The sequence below is a fragment of the Archangium sp. genome (assembly GCF_045802675.1).
GTDB lineage: Bacteria > Myxococcota > Myxococcia > Myxococcales > Myxococcaceae > Archangium.
Genome location: NZ_JBJMQO010000005.1, coordinates 108,055 through 127,829, shown reverse-complemented (window position 1 = coordinate 127,829; position 19,775 = coordinate 108,055). Strand labels below are relative to the sequence as shown.

Genomic DNA, 19,775 nt, shown 5'->3' with positions numbered 1-19,775 from the left:
GAAATCGGGGTCCTCGCTCCCCTCACCCCGTCCCTCTCCCGGAGGGCGAGGGAGAGGGTTTCATGTAGTGCTCGCGCCTCGCCTTCGGGAACTTCTCGATGGCGTAGCGCAGCATCGTCCTCGGCATCTCCCAGGCATGGCGGTCGAGGAAGGACTCCTCGCTCGCCAGGTCCTTGTTGCCCACCTCGCGCAGCATCCACCCCACCGCCTTGTGGATGAGGTCGTGCTCGTCGTGGAGCAGCACCTCCGCCAGCTTCAGCGTGTCCGCGAATCGGCCCTTCCGGATGAAGGCCAGCGTCGAGAGGATGGCGATGCGCCGCTCCCAGAGCACCGGCGAGCGCGCGAGCTCGTGGAGCAGCGGCTCGAGCCCGGGGTGCTCGAGCAGGTACGGGCCGATCAGCTTCGGCGCCACCGTGTCCACCAGGTCCCAGTTGTTCAGCCTCGCCAGGTGCTCGCGGCAGAAGGCGAAGAGGCGCTCACGTCCGGGCGTGTCCGCGCGCTCGAACTGCTCCACGAGGATGACGAAGCCGGTGAACCGGTGCTCGTGCACCTGGCTGTGCACCAGCTCGCGCACCTGCTCCAGGGGCAGGGCCTTGTTCCTCCGGGCGATCCTCCGCTGCTCCGGGACCGTCACCCCGAGGAACACGTCCCCCTCGGCGTACTCCCCCGGGCCCGTCTTGAAGAACTTGGGATAGAAGGTGGCCTTCTCGGGGTCGGCCGCGCGGGCCAGCTCGTCCTGGATGCTCTGGGCGGAAGGGGTGCTCACGGGGGGGGAGTCTGGCCGGAACGGGGCCCGAGAGGATAGCCTCGCCCGCCGTGTCCCAAGATCTCCTCGACCTCGCCGCCACGCCCGAGCGCCTCCGCGCGCTCGCCGATGCCGGTGTCCTGACCCCCGCCGGCCTCGAGCTCGCCCTGGAGCTCGCGGTCGCCACGCCCGGGAGGCCCGCCTGGCGGCGCTTCCTGTCCGCCGTGCTGCTGGGCTTCGGCTCGCTGCTGGTGCTCTCCGGCGTCATCTACTTCTTCGCCTACAACTGGGCGGCCCTCCACCGCTTCGGGAAGATGGGACTGCTGCTGGTGGCCCTCGTCGGGGCCTGCGTCGCGGCCTGGCGCCTGGGCGAGGGACTCGCCGGACAGTTCGCCCTTCTCTTCGCGGCGGTGCTCGTGGGCCCGCTGCTCGCCGTCTACGGACAGGCGTACCAGACGGGCGCGGACCCCTATGAGCTGTTCCTCGGGTGGAGCCTGCTCGTGCTGCCCTGGGTGGCGCTCGCGCGCTTCGGGCCCCTGTGGCTGCTCCTCCTGCTGCTCGTGGACACTGGCCTGGCTCTCTACGGGGAGCAGGTCGCCGAGGGCCGGGACACCATGCTGTTACTCATGCTCGCGCTGGTGAACGGCGGGGCCTGGCTGGCGCACGAGCTCCTCGCGAGGCGCGTCTCGTGGCTGAACGGCCGGTGGCTGCCCCGGGTGCTGGCGGTGATGACGCTCGGGCCGCTGCTCGTGCTGGCGGAGGACCTGATGCTGTCGCCCGGAAACGCGGACCCCGAGAACCTCGTGGCGCTCGGGCTGCTCGGGGGAGTTATGGTGGCGGCGTATGTCTTCCACCACCGGGTGCACAGCGAGCTCTTCCTCCTCACCCTGGACGCGGTGTGCGTGATGACGCTGCTCACCACCTTCATCGGCCGCGCCCTCTTCGAGTTGGACGGCTTCGAGGTGGGCATCTTCTTCGTGATGGCCGCGCTCATCATCGGCGAGGTGGGGCTCTCCGTCTGGTGGCTGCGCGCCGAGGCCCGTGGCGCGGAGGAGGCATAGCCATGGCGCTCAAACCCTCGCTCCGCGACGTCCTGCCCGCCGCGACCCATGACCCGGCACGTGCCACGCTCGTCTCCCTCCAAGACGCGGCCGCGGGCACTCCCTGGTTCGTGCGCATCCTCACCGGATTCGGCGCCTGGGTGGCCTCCCTGTTCCTCATTGCCTTCCTGTCGCTCGGGATGTTGGTGGGCCAGGAGGCGGGGGCCATCATCCTCGGCCTGCTCATCATCGGAGGTGCCATCACCGTACGGCGCCTGGGGAACAACGTGTTCCTCACCCAGCTCGCCCTGGCCACCGGCCTAGCGGGACAGGGGCTCTTCATCGGCGGCGTGGGCGTCCTCTCCGAGAGCCCGGAGGTAGCGGCCATGGCCACCCTCGTCCTCCAGGCGGTGCTTCTCTTCGTCTACCCGGATACCACTCAACGCTTCCTGTCCTCGCTGTTCGGCGGCCTCGCGCTGCTGATATTGCTGCGCCTGCTCGACGCCGGGGTGCTGATGGACGTGGCGCTGGTGGGCCTCACCGTGCTCGCGCACCTGCTCTTCCTCAACCAGGGCCGGCTCCAGCGAGGGGCCCGGGGCGAGCTCGTGACGCCCGCGGCCTTCGGGCTCGTCACCACGCTCCTGTATTCGCTGCTGATGCGCTCGTGGCTCCATGATGCCTACGTGAGCCTCTTCCGCGAAGGCACCGCCGAGCTGCCGCCCGGTGTGCTGACGCTGGGGCTCGCCGTGGTGACGCTGTACTCGGCCTGGCGCGTGCTGCAGGAGACGGACTCCAACCCCGGAGGCGCCACGGGCGTGACGGCCTTCGCCGCGCTCGGGCTCCTCGCCGTCCTCACGCTCCAGACGCCCGGAGTCATCGCCGCCACGGGCGTGCTGCTGCTCGGCTTCCACCGGCGCAGCGTGGTGCTGCTCGGCATGGCCGTGGTCTTCATCCTCGTGTTCGGCGTGGGCTACTACTACGACCTCCAGCTGTCGCTGCTGGCCAAGTCGCTCGCGCTGCTGGGCAGTGGGCTGGTGCTGCTCGGCCTGCGATTCTTCATCCTGCGCCGCTTCCCCGCGGCCGAGGAGGTGCGCTGATGCGCGCCCGCGTCATCTTCGGCGGACTGGCCCTCGTGGTGGTGGCCCTGGTGGTGCTCGTCGTCCGCAAGGAGCAGGTGCTGGCCCAGGGCACGCCCGTGCTGCTGGAGCTCGCCCCGGTGGATCCGCGCTCGCTCATGCAGGGCGATTACATGGTGCTCGACTACGCCGTCAGCCGCGAGGTGCGTTCCTTCGATTCCGCGAGCGCTGGCGCGGAGGCGGAAGACGGGCGGCTGGTGCTCCGGCGCGACGAGAACGGCGTGGGACGCTTCGTCCGCTTCGACACGCCCGGCACCCCGCTCGCTCCGGGCGAGCTGCTGCTGCGCTACAAGGTCCGCAAGTATCGCGTCCGCCTGGGCGCCGAGTCCTTCTTCTTCCAGGAAGGCCAGTCGGACCTCTACGCTGGAGCGAAGTACGGCGAGCTGCGCGTGGCCGGTGATGGCTCCAGCGTGCTCGTGGGCCTGCGCAACGCCGCGCGTCAGCCGCTCGGCCGCGCGGTGCCGTGAAGCACCGCTCCTGATTCAGCAGCCCCCCTGCTGGGAGGCCCCTTCTCGGGCCTCCGTCAGGGCTTCTGGTCGAAGTCGAAGGCGGCGGTCAAATCAGCCGCGGCGGCGTCCCGGGTGCCGAGCGGCTTCAAGTCCCAGCGATGCTCGATGAACGCGAGGACAGAGGTCGTGTCATACGGGGTGTGGTCCACGAATCCCTTGCGCGCGTACGGCGAGATGACGATGGCCGGGATGCGCGTGCCGGGGCCCCACGGGTCCGTGGTGGGAGGCGCCACGTGGTCCCAGAGGCCGCCGTTCTCGTCGTAGGTGATGATGATGGCCGTGTCGTTCCATTGCGGCCCCGAGCGCACCGCGTTGATGAGCTCAATCACATGCTGCTCGCCGTCGATGATGTTGGCGTAGCCGGGGTGCTCGTTTTCGGGACCGAGCGGCTTCACGAAGGACACCGCGGGCAGGGTCCCCGCGTGGGCGGCGGCCAGGAAGTCCTGCTCATCCTCGAGGTGCTCGGCCCGGCCCGGCGTGCCATCCGCGTAGGGCGCGAAGTAGGCGAAGGGCTGGTGGTGGAACTGGAACTTGGGATCCGGCTTCCCCGCGATGGCGTCATTCCAGCCACCCGAGTACCAGGCCCAGGACTGGCCCGCCTCCGAAAGCCTGTCACCAATCGTTGGTAGCGTCTGGTTGGGCACGAGCTGCTCGGCGGCCGTGGTCGAGGGGTGTGGTGCATTCACCGTGAACGCGGTGTTGACGACGTACCCATCGGGGGTGACGGCGCCGTCCTTCACCAGGTTCCCCTGGGCGTCGAGCTGGGCGACCATGCTGGCCGGCGCGCCGGGGAACACGGGGCTCGCCGCGGCGATGAGCCAGATGTGATTGAGGAACGAGCCCCCGAAAGCGGCGTGGAAGAAGCGATCGCAGAGCGTGTACTTCCGGGCCTCGGCGGCCACGGGCAGGCCCTCGGTGTGGTAGTAGCCCATCACCAGACCCTTCGCGTCGCTGACCTGGGCGAACCTGTCCATCCTGCCGCCGTTGATCTGCCGCTGCTCCTGGTAGAAGCGGTGCACGAGGTCGCCCGTGGCCTGGTCCGCCGGGACGTATTGGTCGATGTTGAAGGGCGCGTTGGGCAGGTCCGCCGGGAAGCGGCTGTCAGGAACGGCGGGGCTCACGGACGTGTTCATGGGCTGCGGCAGCACCGCGTACGGGCTGCCATCCGGGCCCACCTGGGGAGGCGCGTTGACCGCGTTCGCCAGCCCGTCGGCGCCAGGGAACTCGCCATACAGGTTGTCGAAGCTGCGGTTCTCCAGGAAGAGCACCACCACGTGGTTGATCTTCTTCCTCAACTGCTCCTGGGGGGTGGGCTCGTCGTCGCAGGAGAGCAATCCCAGGGAAGCAACGGAGAGCGTGAGCAGCGTGAGCCGGCGGATGGGAACGGAGAGAGTCATCGCGGAGGAGCCTTTCGGCGGAGCACGCGCACCCGTGCTCCGCCTGGCCTACGTGAGCAGGACCCGGGGGGCCACCTCAACACCAGACGTGACGGGAGCACGGCGGAACGCTGACGGCTGAACAGGCGCCAGCCGCCTCTGCGCCCTATTCGCCGGCGGACGGCAGGGAGACGATGAAGGTCGCCCCCTGGCCCTCCTGGCTCTCGACACGGAGCATCCCGCGATGCCCCTGCACCACGATGTCGTAGCTCAGGGACAGGCCCAGCCCCGTCCCGGCGCCGGGAGGCTTCGTCGTGAAGAAGGGCTCGAAGATCCTGCTCTTCGAGGCGGCCGGGATACCCACACCGTTGTCCTCGACGAGGATCTCCACGTTCTGGCCCTGCCCGCGGGTGCGGACGGCGACCTGGGGGACGTACTGTCCATGGGGCGAGGAGAGCTGGCGCTCGCGAACGGCATAGAAGGCGTTGTTGAGCAGGTTGACGAGCACACGCCCGATGTCCTGCGGAACCAGCTCGGCCTTGCCGGCGGCCCCGTCATAGGCCCGCTCGAGCACCACGCCGCCTTTCGCCTCCAGCCCCTTGAGGCCGTGCCGCGCCAGCTCGACGTACTCGTCCACCAGCGCGTTGACGCCCGTGAGCTGGCGCTCGCCGGAGGCCCCTCTCGCGTGCTGCATCATGCCGCGGACGATGTCGTCGGCGCGTTTGCCGTGCTGGAGGATCCGCTCCTCATTGGTCCTCACATCCGTGAGCAGGCTTTCGATGTCTCTCGAAGAGAGCGAGGAATTGTTCTTCAGCTCATCGAACAGTTCCCGGATGAGCTCGACATTGAGCTCGGCGAAGTTGTTGATGAAGTTGAGTGGGTTCTTGATTTCGTGCGCGATGCCAGCGGCCAGTTGCCCCAGCGACGCCAGCTTCTCCGCCTGGACGAGCTGGAGCTGCGTCTCCCGGAGGTGCTGGAGCGCGGACTGCAGATCCGTGTTGCGGGCCCGTAGCTCCTCGGTCCGCTTCTCCACCTTCTTCTCCATCTCGTCGTAGAGCAGCGCGTTCTGGATGGAGATGGCGATCTGATGCGACAGCAGCCGCAAGAACTCGAGCCGCTCGGGCGTGAAGGCGCCGGTGGTGAGGTTGTTCTCCAGGTACAGGATGCCCACCATCTGCCCCTGGTTGATGAGGGGCGTGCCGAGGATGGAGCGGGGCTCGGCGCGGGTGACGTACGGGTCCCGCGTGAAAGCTCCCTCGTGGAGCGCGTCGTTGAGGATGATGCTCTCCCTCGTCCGAGCGACGTAGTTGATGAGGCCCCGCGCGATGGACGGGTAGCCCTCGGCCGCCGTGGGGATCGTCTGGGCGCCGGGAGGGCTCCCCGCCTCCAGGCCCGCGTCGAGGTGAACCATCCATTGCCCGTCTTCCTCCAGGAGGAGGACACCCCGCTGGGCTCCGGCGTTCTCAATCACGAGGCCCATCAGCTTGGAGAGGAGCTTGTCGAGCACGATCTCACTGGAGATCGCCTGGCAGGCCTTGACGATGCTGATGAGATCGAGCGCACCGGAAGCCCCCGGCCCCGCGTTGCTGGAAGGAGCACCGCCAGTCCGGGTTTGCACCGGGTCTCCGCGGAGATGGGGATGCTGCGCGGCCAGGTCCTTCACCTTGTGAACGGCCCCCCACAGCCGGTAGCGGTAACAGGCGGCCTCCAGCAGCTCGCGGGCGCGCTGTTCCTGGCCTCGCTCCCGGCAGAAGCGCGCGGCCAGCTCGTTGGCCAATGCCTCCTGGTGGGGAAAACCGTGCTGGTTGGCCAGCGCGATGGCCTGCTCATACAGCCCCATCGCCTCGGAGTGCTCGCCAGACAGACGCGCCATCTCCGCCGCCACCAGGGCATGCATGTGGGCGTAGTTCGCGGGGCAGAGCTCCGCCCATTGCTTCATCTGTTTCTGATTGGCCTCGAGCCGGGCCCAGGACTTCCGCTGCTCCTCTCCTGACTGCTTCGCGGACTCCGCGGCGAGGCACAGGGAGGTGTAGAAGTTGTGCTGGGCCACCGCCGCGCCCGCGATGTTACGGATGTGTTTCTCCGCATGATTCGCGGCCTCGAGCGCGGCGGCGGTCTCCCCGTGGTGACAGAGCACCAGGGTCTTGAAGACGTAGAATGCGCTGATGGCTGGAAAGCTCTTTTTCGTCTGGCATTGTGCGAGGAACGTCTCCTCGGTCAGACCGTCCGCGCTGAAGTCGAGCCGGCCCGCCGTTGTACCGCTCAGGTTGGCCACGATGAGCTTCATCCCCAGCATCACGTCCCCACCGAACTGATGCTTGACCTTCTGCGCGAAGAGAATGAACTGTTGCAGGTCCGCTCGCACCTGGGAGAGCGGCATGCCCTCGTAGAGCTGGTAGAACAGCTTGGAGAAGAGGATGGCACTCGCGCACCCCAGTTCCCCCGATTCGAGCCCCGCCTGGTAGCCGACGTCGTGCAAGGGATAAGCGTCCCGGAGGTGCTCCACCCAGGGGGCCAGGTTGTTGACGAGGAAGCGGATGACCCTGCACTTGCTCGCGAGGTTGCCGAACCGCTCGCTCAGCTTCAGCCCCAGCAATCCGAACTCGTGACCGGCGCGGTGCTGGCCCGTCATGGCGCCCAGCAAGTACCCATAGCCGGCGAACAATTCCAGGGACTCCGGATGGGGCCCGTGCTGGAGCATCAAATTGACGGCTTTGAAGATCATCAGCCTGTACAGCGGCTGATCCACGATGAGCGCGGGGAGCAGGGCGTCACCGATGAGCCGCGTCATGCGTCGGGCATGGGGATCTGACATCGGAGGCAGGTGCAACAGCGAGGAGGGGTCACACCCTCCCAGGCGCTTCTGGACCTGGGCGAACTCCGCCTGCATGGCCGCTGTCGCGTCCCCCTCCGGGAGGTCCATTCCCAGCAGCGCGAGGCCCTTCCGGGCATCCTGGAGCGCCTCCTGATACCTGGCCCATATCGAAAGCTGGAGCACCAGCAGGTTGTGGATGTTGGCCTTGTCGAGCGGCGTCTGGGCACGTTCCAATGCCAGCCGGAGGAGGGGCTCGGACTTGTCGCGGTTGCCGTTGAGGTACTCGATGTCGCCGAGCTCCTGGTGCAGGTGGAGCGTCAGCTCGAATTGCTCTTCCCAGGCCCGGCCGGGTAGCAGTTCCATGGCCACGGTGAGGTACTCCCGTGCCGAGGCATAGGCGATCGCGGCCCGGGCATTCATCGCGGCCTCCCTGTTCAACCGCACCAGCGCGAGCCGTTCCCCTTCATCGGTCATCAGCGTGCGCCCCAGGTTCAACTGGCGCACGGTTTCGAAGACCTGCTCACGGCGCTCCCGCCGCGCCGGGTTCGCGAGCATCAACCGGCCGATCCGCAGATGGACCGCCTTGCGCTCGTCCTCACCGATGAGCGCGTATGCCGCCTGCTGCACCCGGTCGTGCACGAATTTGTAGTCGTGGACGAGCAGGGAGGGCTCACCGTCCTGCCCGGTCCGCACCTCGGGCTCGGAAGCCATGAGGAGGAAGCCTGCCTGGAGCGCCGGGGCGAGCAGCTCCGCCGTGTCCACGAGCGTCCGCTCCTGGATGATGGCCAGCGTGCGCAGGTCGAAGGTGTGTCCGAGGCATGCCGCGAGCGTCAACGCCTGTTGCGTCGGCACTGCCAGCCGCTTCAGGTTGCCGGCCAGCAGCTCCACGACGTTGTCGGTCAGGCCCTTCTCCTCGATGAGGGCGATGTCCCAGCGCCAGCGGCCTTCCCGTGCGTCGAAGGTGAGCAGCCCCTCCTGATGGACCTGCTTGAGCAGCTCACCGACGAACAGGGGATTGCCCTCGGTCTTGCGGTGGACGAGCTCCGCCAGTGGGCTCACCGTCTCCGGTGTCTGCCCCACCGTGTCGGCGAGCAGCTCCGCGGTCTGGGCGAGGCTCAGCGGTCCGAGGTGCAGCTCCTCGAGAACGGTTCCCCCCTTATCCAGCGAGTCGAGGAGCATCGTCAGTGGGTGGGCGGGGCCCACCTCGTTGTCCCGGTACGCACCGATAAGGAAGAGGTGGCGGAGCTCGTCGTCACGCATCACCAGCCCGATCAATTGCAGGCTGGCGGAGTCCGCCCACTGGAGATCGTCGAGGAAGAGCACGAGCGGGTGTTGAGGCTGGGCGAACACCCGCATGGCGCGCTGGAAGACCAGGTTGAAGCGGTTCTGCGCCTCGGCCGCTCCGAGCTGCTCGACAGGAGGCTGCGCGCCGATGAGGAGCTCCACCTCTGGGATGAGCTCGATGAGGACGCGCCCGTTGGGGCCGAGCGCGGCCAGGAGCTGCTCCCGCCACTGATTGACCTGGGCCTCGCTCTCACCGAGCAGCTGTTTCACCAGCGACCGGAACGCATCCGCCACGGCGGAGTACGGCGTGTTCCGCTGGAGCTGCTCGAACTTCCCCGAGCTGAGGTAACCCCGCCGGGCCGTGAGCGGCTTGTAGAGCTCCCGCACGAGCACCGACTTGCCAATGCCAGGGTGGCCCGTCACCCGCATCAGCCCGGCGCGTCCCGGGGCCGCCGCGACCCGGTCGAAGGTGGCGAGCAACCGCTCCAGCTCCTTCTCGCGGCCATAGAGCTTCTGCGGAAGCTGGAAACGCTCGCGGGTGTCCTGCCGCCCGAGGGGGAAGTCCTCCACCGTCCCACGCGCCCGGAGCGGGTTCAGGCACTCGTGAAGGTCGGCCTTGATGCCGTAGGCGCTCTGGTAGCGGGACTCGGCGGTCTTGGCCATCAGCTTCATCACCAGCAGCGAGACGGGCCTGGGGATGGACGGGTCGAGCTCGTGGGGCGGCGTGGGTTGCCGGGCGATGTGGCTGTGGACGAGCTCCAACGGATCCGAGGCCTGGAAGGGCAGCTGGCCGGTGAGCAGCTCGTGGAGCGTCACGCCGAGCGAGTAGAAGTCGGAGCGGAAGTCGAGGGTCCTGTTCATCCGCCCCGTCTGCTCGGGCGAGATGTACGCGAGCACTCCCTCGATGACTTCTGGGTTCCTCGGAGGCGCGCTCTGCCGTGGGAGCTCCGTCGCGATCCCGAAGTCGATGAGCTTGAGCTCGTGGCGCTCCGGGTTCCAGACGATGTTGCCGGGGTTGATGTTCTTGTGGATCAAGCCGCGCTGGTGCACCTGGCCCAGCGCGTTCACGAGCTCGATCGCCAGCGAGAGCACTTCCTCCAGGGACAACCGGCGCCGCCGCAGGATGCGGTCGAGCGACTCGCCCCCGAAGTCCTCCAGCACCATCACCCAGCGGTACTGGCTCGTCCCCAGCTCGTGGGCCTTCACCACTCCGTGGGTGTCCAGCGCGCGGAGCAGCTCGTACTCGCGCTTGAACCAGGCGATCTTCTCCGGAGGTGGATAGGCGGGCTTGAGCTCCTTGAGCACCACCGCCCGTCCGTCCGAATCCCGTATGCCCCGGTAGACGTTCGAGCCCTGACCTGTGTGGAGTTGCTCCGTCACCCGATAGCCGGGCATGAACGTGACCATGTCGGGTTCTCCCCTGTCGCTCTTGCTGGAACCGGTGGCGCTGGAGGCCATCCGAAGCTCAGCGCGTCAATCTAGCCGGTCCCCACAGCGGCAGGAATCGAGGCCCCTCCAGCGCGTGGCGCCCGCCTCACGCGGCGTTCTTGACGGGCCGCAGCACGAAGATGCTGTCGAGCCGGACCTCGCCCCGCTTGCGCGGCACGTCCACCTGGTAGTCGAAGTCGTAGATGGCCCGCACCTCGAGCCCGGCCCGGCGGAACAGGCGCCGCGTCTGCGCCAGGTCGTAGGTGCGGAAGTACCAGTGCGTCTCGATGAGCAGGTCCTTCCCCGGCCCCGTGATTCGCAGCCGGTTGCGCATCTCCGAGCGCCTCAGGCGCGAATCCGGCAGTCCCTCGTGGGTGTTGCACACCACCGTGTCCTTCCCGAGCTTCTCCACCCAGCGCTCGTGCTCCGGCTTCTTCCGCCCGTAGTCCGTGAGGTGGAAGCCGAGCACGTAGAGGCCCTCGGGACGCAGCAGCCGCCGCGTGCTCTCCAGGTGCGCGAGCGCCGCCTGCTCGCTGTCGAGGTAGCGGAACGTGGACACCAGGTTGAAGGCCAGGTCCACCTTCCCCTCCAGCTCGGGCCGGTGGAAGGTTTCCATGCGAGCCTCGTGGAGGCTCACCCTCCGGCGCTGTGCCGGAGTGAGCCGCCGCCGCGCATGGGCCAGCATCTTCTCGGAGATGTCGTAGCCCACCACCGGGTAGCCCCGGCGCGCGGCCTCGGCCACGAGCCGCCCCGCCCCGCACGCGGGCTCCAGCAGTTGCTTGCCGCCCGTGCCGTACCGGCGCCCCACCTCCAGCAGGAAGTCCAGCTCCTTCGCGGTGTCCGTGCCGAAGATGGCCTCGTAATACTCGGGATGGTCGTACCAGTCGGAGAGCTTTTGCATGGCCAGGGTGCCGCGCTCGCGGCGGCGCGCATCCTCGGCGCTGCGGCCTGAAAAGCAAGCGGTGCATAGCTTCTCCTTGGGCATGCCCGCGAGGAGGACGCCATGGCCACACTCATCCACCGCATCCTGGTCCCCACCGACTTCTCGGAGCATTCGCAGCGCGCCACCGAGTACGCCCTCTCCCTCGCCGAGCGGATGGGAGCCTCGCTCGACGTGCTCCACGTCTGGGAGCCCCCGGCCCACATGGAGCCGGAGACCCTCATCCTGGTGCCCGGGGACCTGGGGACTCAGCTGGAAGTGGCGGGGCTCGCGCAGGCGGGCCGCCTCCTGCATGCCTGGGCCGGGCGTTTTCAGTCCAGCCCCGTGCCGATGCGCGTGCATCTGGAGCGCGGGCCCGCGGCGGACACCATCGTCCGTTTCGCCGAGGGCGGGTATGACCTGGTGGTGATGGGCACGCACGGACGCACCGGGCTCGCCCGGCTCTTCATGGGCAGCGTCGCCCAGAAGGTGGCCGCCCGGGCCTCGTGTCCCGTGCTCACGGTGCATGGGACGCAGGCCCCGGAGGCGGCGCGGCCCGTGGGGTGAGTCAGTGGCGCATCTCCTTCTCCAGCAGGCGGTCCGCGAGCCGGATGAGGTCCGTCTCCGTGAGGATGCCCACCAACCGGTCCCCGTCCTCCACCACCGGGACGCAGCCGAACTTGTGATCGAGCATCTTGTGGATGGCCTCGTGCACCGAGCTCTTCGGCCGCAGCGTCTCCGGCGCGTGCGTCATGATCTCCCGCACCTGCACCGGCGGCTTGCCGGGGAGCCTCTCCTGGCGGGCGAGCGCTCGAATCAGGTCCCGCTGGCTCACCAGCCCCACGAGCTTCCCTTCCTTCACCACCGGCAGGTGGCGGATGTCGTATTCGGCCAGCAGGTCATCCCCGCGGACGAGGTCATCGTCCTCGCTCAGGGTGACCAGGTCCCGGGTCATCAGTTCCTCGACGGTGAGCATGGACTCCTCCGGCTCGCTCCTGGGTCCATGACTCAGGGTGGGCCTTCGGCGCCTTCCCTGCACCCACGCGACGCCCGGCGTACCCGGGGCTGCTCCCGCCGGCTGCTCACCGCGTGGCCGTCCGTCCGCTCGACGGACGCGCCTCAGGTGTGCCCCGGCATCTCCATCACCCGCGCCAGCGCGAGCATCAGCAGCAGGCCCGCCGCGAGCGCCAGCAGGTTGCGCCCCCGGTTGTCCTTGCCGTGCCGGTTCACGTGCGGCAGCAGATCCGACACCGCCACGTAGAGGAAGGTGCCCGCGGAGAAGGCCAGCGCCTTCGAGGCCAGTGACTCGAAGGCCAGCACCGCGTCGAAGGCGAAGTAGAGCACCGCGCCCACCGGCACCATCAGCCCGTAGAGCATCGAAAAGCCCAGGATGCGGCCCGAGCTCTTCCCCTCGGCCTTGAGGATGGAGGCCAGCGACAGCGACGAGGGAATCTTGTGCGAGGTGATGGCCAGCAGCGCCATCAGCCCCACGCCCTCCTTCACCGCCGAGCCCAACGCGATGCCGTCGAACAGCGTGTGCGCCGACAGCCCCAGGAACGCGGTGAGCCCCAGCGCGTGCCCGTGCACGTGCTCCTCGCACTCCGGCGGCTCCTCGCACGCGTGCGTCAGCACGTAGCGCTCGAGCACCATCAGGAAGACGAAGCCCGCCGGCACCAGCGCGAAGGCCCAGAAGCCGCCCCCGTGGTAGGCCTCGGGCAGCATGTGGAAGAAGGCCGCTCCGAACATCACCCCCGCCGCGAACGCCAGGAACGTCACCAGCTTCGTCGGCGTCTGGGTGAACACCACCGCCAGCGCGCCCACCAGGGCACCCAGCAGGATGATCAGCGAATAGGAGGAGAGGGCTACCGCGAAAGACATGGGGGTCCGGATTGGGGACCGGACACCTAGCACAGATTGGCGCCAGCGGAAGTCATCCTCTCCCGGCAGTCTCGGGCGGATGGACTCCCAGTCGCAGCCGCGCCCCACGCGCCGCTACCAGGTGACGGGCACGTTCTCGGACTTCCTGCGCACTTCCTTCTCGTCCCTCCACGCCACGCGGCCCGTGCGCACGTCGTTCAGCGTCGCGGTCACCCTGTAATAGACGAGCGTATCGCTGCCGGTCCGCTGGACGCTGGAGGTGAGCCCCCCCGTGAGCAGGTAGTCCGCGCTGGCCTGTGAGCCCGGCTCCCCGGCGGCGGAGAGGGAGAAGCGGCCCGTCTGCGCCAGACCCGTCTGGAGCTCGTCTCCCAGCGCGGCCAGGTCGATGGACTCGGACGTCCTGTTCTCGAGCTGGCCCACCCGCACCACCGGCAGCCGCGGGCCCGGCCGGGCGAAGCGCGGCACGTTGGCCAGCGAGCGCACCAGCTTCCTGGCGAGGAGCCGCAGGCCGTGCTCGTCGAGCTGAGCTGGCGGTGTCTCGGGGGTGTCCGGGGCCCCGTGGGTGCCGCCGAAGAGGACACGCGGCGCTCCACAGGCCGCGAGCAGCCCGGCGAGCAAGACGGACACGATGAGACGGGTCTTCATGGTGGAGCGCCCTCCGGCTTCCCTTCGCAATCGAGACCGGTGCTCAGGCCCGGGGAGGAGTGGGTGGTGGGGGCCCTGACTCCTCGCCCGCCTTGGGAGGCACCGCCGGACGGGACTCGGTGCGGGTGGTGGGCAGCCACTGGGGCCGGGTGCGCAGGTACTCCATCATCTTCTCGCGCACGAGGCACCGCAGGTCGAAGAGGTCTCCCGGCGTGGCGCTCAGCAGCACGCGCACCTGCAGCGTCCGGTCCAGCACCTCCTCCACCACGATGGTGGCCACCTTCGCGTCCCACAGCGCCTTGCCCTCGTTCTCCAGGATGCGCCGCAGCTCCGCGCGCAGCGCGTCCATGTCCGTGGAGAAGTCCACCAGCAGCCGCACCGGGCCCAGCATCGACTGCCCGCCCTTGCTCCAGTTCTGGAAGGGCTTGTCGAGGAACTGCGCGATGGGGATGACCATCCGCCGCTCGTCCCACACCCTCACCACCACGTACGTGAGGGTGATTTCCTCCACCGTGCCGAACTCGTTCTCCACCACCACCTGGTCCCCAATCCGGATGGGCTGGGTGATGGACAGCTGGATGCCGGCCAGCAGCGAGGAGATGGACTTCTGCGCCGCCAGACCGATGACGAGGCCCGCGATGCCCGCCGAGGCCAGCAGCGACACGCCCACGTTGCGCACCGTCTCGAACTGCATGAGCAGCAGCGCGGCCGCGATGATGTAGGTGGCCGCCTCGAACACCGAGCGCAGCACCGCCAGCTGGGTGTGCAGCCCCCGGGCGCGCACGGCGTCCTTCGTCCCCTTCGTCACCGACTGCTGGACGACATGCGACGTCACCCGCAGGAAGCGCAGGACGAACCACGCCACGCTCACCACCGTGAGCGTGGTGAAGAGGTGCGTCGACAGGAACCTCATGGTGGGCGGCAGCAGCAGCACCGACGTCCCCAGCGCCCCCAGCAGCGTGAAGTACAGCAGCCGCAGCGGCCCCTTCCCCGCCGACACCAGCGCGTCGTCCCACGTCACCCCCGTCCACCTCGCCAGCCGCCCCGTCAGCGCCAGCGTCAGCCGCTCGAGCACCACGCTCAGCAGCACCGCCCCCACCAACGTCCCCACCAGGCCCAGCCACTGCCACAGCTCCAGCCCCAGCACCGGCCGCTCGAAGAACACCGGCGGCAGCACCTCGCCCACCAGCGGGCCGTACTCCTCGTAGAGCGGATCCACCGCCCGCACCGTCGCCTCGCTGAACACCCACACCTGCTCACCTGGACCGACCCGCACGCGGGACAGCCGGATGGGGTAGACGGTGTCGCCCACGGTGAGGGCGTCGATCTGGTCGAAACGGGGATTCTCCGGGTCGCCCTCGGGCTCCTTGCTCAGGTTGGCGATGACCCCCAGGGGCAGCTTGTGGTCCAGGACGTACTTGAGCCGCCTGGCCAGCCGGGCCCCCTCCTCCTTCTGGCGGGCCAGGGGGAGGAAATCGAGGTCCAGGTAATGCGCGGCCAGCTCGTAGTTGCCTCGGTGGACGGCGTCGGAGAAGCCCTTGGCGGAGGCGTAGGGCGTGGACCGGTCCACCGTCCCGGGAGGCGCCCCCAGGCCGTTGTTGAGGGCCCAGGCCCCCAGCGGGAGGACGACGGACAGCAGGAGGCACAGTCCAGTCAGGGCGCGGCGCATAGGCAGCCCTTAGTGCCCACACCGGACTCGACGGGCAACACCTATTGTGCTGGAAGGTCGCCTGCCTTCCAGGGTAGCTGTCGGGTCGTCTCCCCCTGGATTCCACCCGGACGGGAAAGCCTTGGAGCCATCAACAGCGATGGGCTAGAAAAGGCCGCCAAGGAAGAGGTCGCCGTGCACGAGAAGCGCAAAATCCTCCTCATCGACGACAGCGAGATCACTCTCGCCATGGAGAAGGCCGTGCTGGAGGCGCGCGGCTATGAAGTCATCGCCACCTCCACGTTGATGGAGTTCGAGAAGACGTTGCAGACGTGGAAGCCGGACCTCATCCTCACCGACATCCACATGCCCGAGGCCAAGGGCACCGACATCTGCCGCACCCTGAAGAACGAGTACGGCACCCAGGACATCCCCATCATCCTCTTCTCCAGCCTCCCGGACGACGAGCTGAGCAAGCTGGCCGAGCAGGTCGGCGCCGACGGGAGCCTGTCCAAGGTGAACGGCCTGGAGAAGATGGGTGAGAAGATCGACGAGCTGGTGCAGAGCATCATCTGGTGACGCGGTGAAGCGGCGGCTCGTCACCGGCCTCCTCCTGCTGGCGGCGCTCTCCTCGGGGTGCTCGCGCGACAAGGAGACACGGGCCGGCGAGCCGCGAGCGGCCTCGGGTACGGCGGCCTCCGCGAAGGCGGACGCCCCGGGCGCCATCCTCTTCTTCTCCGCGGACGTGCGCGGCTACCTGGGCCCCTGCGGCTGCAGCGAGAACATGCGCGGCGGCATCGAGCGCGCGGCCGCGCAGGTGCGCGAGGCGGGCAAGGGCGCCCTGCCCGTCCTCTATGTGGACGGCGGTGACAGCCTCTTCGGGGAACACACCCTCAAGCCCGAGCAGGTGCCCCAGGAGGAGCGCAAGGCACGGGCGCTCGCCGACGCCATGAAGCGCATGGGCCTCGCGGTGCGCGCGGTGGGCGAGCTGGACGACACGCGCGGCGCCGACTTCCGCCGGGGGCTGGGGCTGCCCGAGCTCGCCCCCGGGGGCTACCAGGTGTTGGCCGCCGGGGCGCGCAAGGTGGGCGTGGTGAGCGCCTCGGACGCGGCCGGAATGAAGCAGGCGGCCGCGAAGGCCCGGGCCGAGGGAGCCGCCTTCGTGGTGGGCCTCTTCCACGGCACCCTCCAGGAGGCCCAGCGGGCCGCCGCCACGCCGGAGCCAGGCGTGGACCTGGTGCTCGCCACCCATACGCCCGGCGAGTTCGACGGCGAGGAGCACAAGCTGGTGCGCGACGCCGTCCCCGTGGCCGCGCTGCAGAGCAAGGGCCGCGAGCTGCTGCGTGTGGACCTGGCCTACGGCCCCAAGCCGGGCGGCCGCTTCACCCTCCAGAAGACGGCGGAGGAAGGTGAGAAGGAGGCCGCCTCCATCGACCGGCGCCTGGCGCTGCTGGACAAGGAGATCAACCTCCCCGGCATCGAGCCCCAGCTCAAGGCCCTCAAGCAGCAGAAGCGCGAGGAGCTGGTGGCGCGCCGGCAGGCCCTGCTCACCGCGCCCGTCACCGCCACCGGGGACAGCGACAGCTTCGCCCTGCGCTTCGTCCCCCTCGAGTCCACCCTCCCCTCGGACGCCGACACCCAGACGGTGGTGAAGGCCTACGACGCGGACGTGGGGAAGATGAACCTCGAGTGGGCCAGGGCCCATGGCCAGGACTGCCCCGCCCCCGAGAAGGGCCAGGCCGCCTTCGTGGGCAGCGCCGCCTGCGAGGAGTGCCACGCGGACGCCTTCCCCCTGTGGAAGGGCTCCAAGCACCACGAGTCCTGGAAGACGCTGGAGGGGGTGGGCAAGCAGTTCCACCTCAACTGCACCGGCTGTCACGTCACCGGCTGGGAGAAGCCCGGCGGGGTGTGCCGCCTGGACAAGACGGCCGGCCGCGAGAGCGTGGGCTGCGAGAGCTGCCACGGCCCGGGCTCGCTCCACGCCGAGGACCCGTCCCAGGACAACATCACCGCGAAGCCGGGGCAGGCCGTGTGCGTCACCTGCCACAACCGGGAGAACTCGCCCCACTTCGACTTCGCCACCTACGTGCCGAGAATCCTCGGCCCCGGCCATGGCCAGCCACGGGCGGTGAAGTCGAAGCCGTGAAACACGTCCAGGTGGTGTGTTTCTTCCCGGCGGTAGCGACCGATGGGAAGATGGCCCGCTTGGATGCTTGTTTGAATGACGCGAAAAGCATCGAACACTTGCGCCTCCAATCAACCCGGCCCCTCCGGCAGCCGGCTCCCAGGTGACCATGCCGTCCTTCAGCCTGCTCCTCCTGGTCCTCGCCTCGGCCCCGCCCTCGCCCGCCGAGGCGGTGCCGATGCCCCCGCCCCCGCCCGGCATGCGGGTGCTCAGCGCCCAGGACAAGCAGCTGAGGGTCGCCTCCGCCCAGCAGCCCGAGGCCCCCGCTCCCGCCCCGGCCGCCGCCGCGGGTGAGGACCCCGCCGAGGTCCCCCTCCAATCCGCCGAGGAGGTGCTGGAGGACCTTCAGAACGACCCGGGTGCCGTCGAGTCCACCGAGCTCGAGGAGATGCGGGCCCTGGAGGGCGCCACGTTGGATCCGGGCGCCCGGCCCAACGCCGAGGTGCTCCAGTCGCTGCGCCGCCTGGGCGTGGCCAACCCGCTGCGCCTGCGCATGCTGGACGCGCTCGAGGAGCCCACCTTCCGCGAGGACGAGGAGACCGGAGAGCTGCCGCTCATGACGGACCTCTCCAACTTCGACGTCTCGCGGGTGCAGGCCCGCTACGACATCCCGGTGGAGATGCAGCCGCTGGTGGCCCAGTACATCCAGTTCTTCCAGGGGCCGGGCCGCAAGTGGTTCAGCAAGTGGGTGAGCCGCTCCACGCGCTACCTGCCGGTGATGCAGCCCATCCTCGAGGCCCAGGGCCTGCCGCGCGACACGGTGTACCTGGCCATGATTGAGAGCGGCTTCTCGCCCCAGGCCTACTCGTGGGCGCAGGCCGCCGGGCCCTGGCAGTTCATCTCCAGCACCGGCCGCCAGTACGGGCTGCGCCAGGACTTCTGGGTGGACGAGCGCAAGGATCCCATCAAGGCCACCTACGCCGCCGCGCGCTACCTCAAGGATCTCCACAGCGAGCTGGGCCACTGGTACCTGGCGTGGGCGGGCTACAACACGGGCAGCGGCCGGGTGCGGCGGTTGATGGAGCGCATGGGCACCAACAACTTCTGGGAGATCTCCGCCCCCACGGAGAAGGGCCTGGCGCTGGAGACGCGGCACTATGTGCCCAAGCTCATCGCCGCGGCGCTCATCGCCAAGCACCCCGCCGCCTTCGGCTTCTCGGAGAAGGAGTTCGTCTACGAGCAGCCACTCGTCTTCGACGAGGTGAAGCTCAACGACGCCACGGACCTGGATGTCGTCGCCCGGGCGGCCAACGTGAGCGTGACGCAGCTCCAGGAGCTCAACCCCGAGCTGCGGCGCTGGTGCACCCCGCCGGCGAGCCCCAAGAATCCCTACGTGCTGCGCCTGCCCAAGGGCACGGCCCCGCAGTTCGCGGAGAACTTCGCGAAGCTGCCGGCCAAGGAGCGGCTGACCTTCCGCGTGCACAAGGTGAAGCGCGGCGACACGCTGTCGCAGATCGCCCTCACGTACGGCACGGCGCCCGAGGCCATCCTGCAGATGAACCAGCTCAAGAGCCTGAAGACCCTGCGGCTCAACACGGAGCTGGTGATTCCGGTGCCGGCCTCGCGCGGGACGGGCAAGGACGCGGGCACGGACAGCGCGCTGGCGCGCAAGGTGGCCCAGGCGCGGCGCAGCGGCGTGACGGTGCCGCGCCCCGAGGACGAGGTGCCCGCGGGGACGCCTCGCGGCCCGGTGGCCAGCGGCCCCGTCAAGACGGAGACCCTCAACGGCCGCAAGCGCATCACCTACGGCGTGCAGTCGGGTGACAGCCTGTGGGCCATCGCCACGCGCTTCCAGGTGAGCGCGGATGATCTCCGCAAGTGGAACGACCTGAACGCGCGCACCGCCAAGAAGGCCCTGAAGGTGGGCTCGGTGCTGTACGTGTGGCAGGACAACGCGCCCAAGCAGGTGGAGGAGCGCGCGGGCACGGTCATCGCCCAGCGGGCCCCCGCCGCCAACGCGGGCCGCCCCGGCACCGTGCACGAGCTCGCCGCGGGTGAGTCCATCTGGGGCGTCGCCCAGCGCTACGGCGTGACCGTCGAGGACCTCAAGCGCTGGAACAACATCAAGGACACCACCCGGCTGCCCACCGGCATGCGGCTCGTCGTGAAGGCGCCGTAGTTCCCCGCCCCGAGCCGGGAGGCGGGCCAAGGCCTCCTCCCGGCCGCG

15 protein-coding genes are annotated in these 19,775 nt (G+C 69.1%); 7 read left to right on the top strand and 8 right to left on the bottom strand.

Going from position 1 to position 19,775, the window contains the following annotated elements:
• Positions 1 to 22: 22 nt before the first annotated feature.
• Positions 23 to 766 (bottom strand): DNA alkylation repair protein, encoded by a 744-nt coding sequence (locus ACJ8AN_RS01230; protein WP_407753324.1) that lies wholly within the window; start codon positions 764 to 766, stop codon positions 23 to 25.
• 50 nt (positions 767 to 816) lie between these two features.
• Here ACJ8AN_RS01230 and ACJ8AN_RS01225 point away from each other — a divergent pair, with 50 nt between their 5' ends.
• From ACJ8AN_RS01225 to ACJ8AN_RS01215, 3 genes are read left to right on the top strand one after another with little or no spacing between them, the layout of a single operon-like run.
• Entirely contained in the window at positions 817 to 1,806 is a 990-nt protein-coding gene (locus ACJ8AN_RS01225) for a DUF2157 domain-containing protein (protein ID WP_407753323.1), read from the top strand.
• 2 nt (positions 1,807 to 1,808) lie between these two features.
• Positions 1,809 to 2,882, top strand: a complete 1,074-nt coding sequence (locus ACJ8AN_RS01220) for a DUF4401 domain-containing protein (RefSeq protein WP_407753322.1) — start codon at positions 1,809 to 1,811, stop codon at positions 2,880 to 2,882.
• The gene (locus ACJ8AN_RS01215; protein WP_407753321.1) at positions 2,882 to 3,388 is read left to right on the top strand and encodes a GDYXXLXY domain-containing protein; all 507 of its coding nucleotides are present in this window, start codon (positions 2,882 to 2,884) and stop codon (positions 3,386 to 3,388) included. Before ACJ8AN_RS01220 ends, ACJ8AN_RS01215 begins: the two co-directional genes overlap by 1 nt.
• 56 nt (positions 3,389 to 3,444) lie before the next feature.
• Here the strand turns inward: ACJ8AN_RS01215 and ACJ8AN_RS01210 are convergent, their stop codons facing one another.
• The 3 genes from ACJ8AN_RS01210 to ACJ8AN_RS01200 form a co-directional block, all read right to left on the bottom strand.
• Complete coding sequence (locus tag ACJ8AN_RS01210) at positions 3,445 to 4,827, bottom strand: alkaline phosphatase family protein (RefSeq protein WP_407753320.1); 1,383 nt, start codon at positions 4,825 to 4,827, stop codon at positions 3,445 to 3,447.
• Between the two features lie 145 nt (positions 4,828 to 4,972).
• Complete coding sequence (locus ACJ8AN_RS01205) at positions 4,973 to 10,312, bottom strand: AAA family ATPase (protein WP_407753319.1); 5,340 nt, start codon at positions 10,310 to 10,312, stop codon at positions 4,973 to 4,975.
• 127 nt (positions 10,313 to 10,439) lie between these two features.
• Entirely contained in the window at positions 10,440 to 11,234 is a 795-nt protein-coding gene (locus ACJ8AN_RS01200) for a class I SAM-dependent methyltransferase (RefSeq protein WP_407753318.1), read from the bottom strand.
• A 102-nt stretch (positions 11,235 to 11,336) separates the two neighbouring features.
• Between ACJ8AN_RS01200 and ACJ8AN_RS01195 the strand changes: the two genes are divergently transcribed.
• On the top strand, positions 11,337 to 11,819 hold the full coding sequence (locus ACJ8AN_RS01195; RefSeq protein WP_407753317.1) for a universal stress protein: 483 nt from the start codon (positions 11,337 to 11,339) through the stop codon (positions 11,817 to 11,819).
• Position 11,820: 1 nt separating this feature from the next.
• Here the strand turns inward: ACJ8AN_RS01195 and ACJ8AN_RS01190 are convergent, their stop codons facing one another.
• From ACJ8AN_RS01190 to ACJ8AN_RS01175, 4 genes are all read right to left on the bottom strand, one after another.
• Positions 11,821 to 12,228, bottom strand: a complete 408-nt coding sequence (locus ACJ8AN_RS01190; RefSeq protein ID WP_407753316.1) for a CBS domain-containing protein — start codon at positions 12,226 to 12,228, stop codon at positions 11,821 to 11,823.
• A 143-nt stretch (positions 12,229 to 12,371) separates the two neighbouring features.
• Positions 12,372 to 13,130, bottom strand: a complete 759-nt coding sequence (locus ACJ8AN_RS01185) for a ZIP family metal transporter (protein ID WP_407753315.1) — start codon at positions 13,128 to 13,130, stop codon at positions 12,372 to 12,374.
• Between the two features lie 114 nt (positions 13,131 to 13,244).
• Entirely contained in the window at positions 13,245 to 13,775 is a 531-nt protein-coding gene (locus tag ACJ8AN_RS01180) for a penicillin-binding protein activator LpoB (RefSeq protein WP_407753314.1), read from the bottom strand.
• A 43-nt stretch (positions 13,776 to 13,818) separates the two neighbouring features.
• Positions 13,819 to 15,444, bottom strand: coding sequence for a mechanosensitive ion channel family protein (locus tag ACJ8AN_RS01175; protein ID WP_407753313.1), 1,626 nt, complete (start codon positions 15,442 to 15,444; stop codon positions 13,819 to 13,821).
• 174 nt (positions 15,445 to 15,618) lie between these two features.
• On the opposite strand from ACJ8AN_RS01175, the gene ACJ8AN_RS01170 reads away from it, so the two are divergent.
• From ACJ8AN_RS01170 to ACJ8AN_RS01160, 3 genes are all read left to right on the top strand, one after another.
• Complete coding sequence (locus ACJ8AN_RS01170) at positions 15,619 to 16,002, top strand: PleD family two-component system response regulator (protein WP_407753312.1); 384 nt, start codon at positions 15,619 to 15,621, stop codon at positions 16,000 to 16,002.
• On the top strand, positions 15,962 to 17,569 hold the full coding sequence (locus ACJ8AN_RS01165; protein WP_407753311.1) for a multiheme c-type cytochrome: 1,608 nt from the start codon (positions 15,962 to 15,964) through the stop codon (positions 17,567 to 17,569). Before ACJ8AN_RS01170 ends, ACJ8AN_RS01165 begins: the two co-directional genes overlap by 41 nt.
• Positions 17,570 to 17,717: 148 nt before the next feature.
• A complete protein-coding gene (locus ACJ8AN_RS01160) occupies positions 17,718 to 19,727 on the top strand; it encodes a LysM peptidoglycan-binding domain-containing protein (protein WP_407753310.1) in 2,010 nt (669 codons plus the stop codon).
• Positions 19,728 to 19,775 lie beyond the last annotated feature (48 nt).

Excerpts from the sequence above, each read along its gene's own strand:
- ACJ8AN_RS01220 (WP_407753322.1), top strand. The coding sequence starts at position 1,809 with ATGGCGCTCAAACCCTCGCTCCGCGACGTCCTGCCCGCCGCGACCCAT.
- ACJ8AN_RS01215 (WP_407753321.1), top strand. The coding sequence starts at position 2,882 with ATGCGCGCCCGCGTCATCTTCGGCGGACTGGCCCTCGTGGTGGTGGCC.
- ACJ8AN_RS01210 (WP_407753320.1), bottom strand. The coding sequence starts at position 4,827 with ATGACTCTCTCCGTTCCCATCCGCCGGCTCACGCTGCTCACGCTCTCC.
- ACJ8AN_RS01205 (WP_407753319.1), bottom strand. The coding sequence starts at position 10,312 with ATGGTCACGTTCATGCCCGGCTATCGGGTGACGGAGCAACTCCACACA.
- ACJ8AN_RS01200 (WP_407753318.1), bottom strand. The coding sequence starts at position 11,234 with ATGCAAAAGCTCTCCGACTGGTACGACCATCCCGAGTATTACGAGGCC.
- ACJ8AN_RS01195 (WP_407753317.1), top strand. The coding sequence starts at position 11,337 with ATGGCCACACTCATCCACCGCATCCTGGTCCCCACCGACTTCTCGGAG.
- ACJ8AN_RS01190 (WP_407753316.1), bottom strand. The coding sequence starts at position 12,228 with ATGCTCACCGTCGAGGAACTGATGACCCGGGACCTGGTCACCCTGAGC.
- ACJ8AN_RS01185 (WP_407753315.1), bottom strand. The coding sequence starts at position 13,130 with ATGTCTTTCGCGGTAGCCCTCTCCTCCTATTCGCTGATCATCCTGCTG.
- ACJ8AN_RS01180 (WP_407753314.1), bottom strand. The coding sequence starts at position 13,775 with ATGAAGACCCGTCTCATCGTGTCCGTCTTGCTCGCCGGGCTGCTCGCG.
- ACJ8AN_RS01175 (WP_407753313.1), bottom strand. The coding sequence starts at position 15,444 with ATGCGCCGCGCCCTGACTGGACTGTGCCTCCTGCTGTCCGTCGTCCTC.
- ACJ8AN_RS01160 (WP_407753310.1), top strand. The coding sequence starts at position 17,718 with ATGCCGTCCTTCAGCCTGCTCCTCCTGGTCCTCGCCTCGGCCCCGCCC.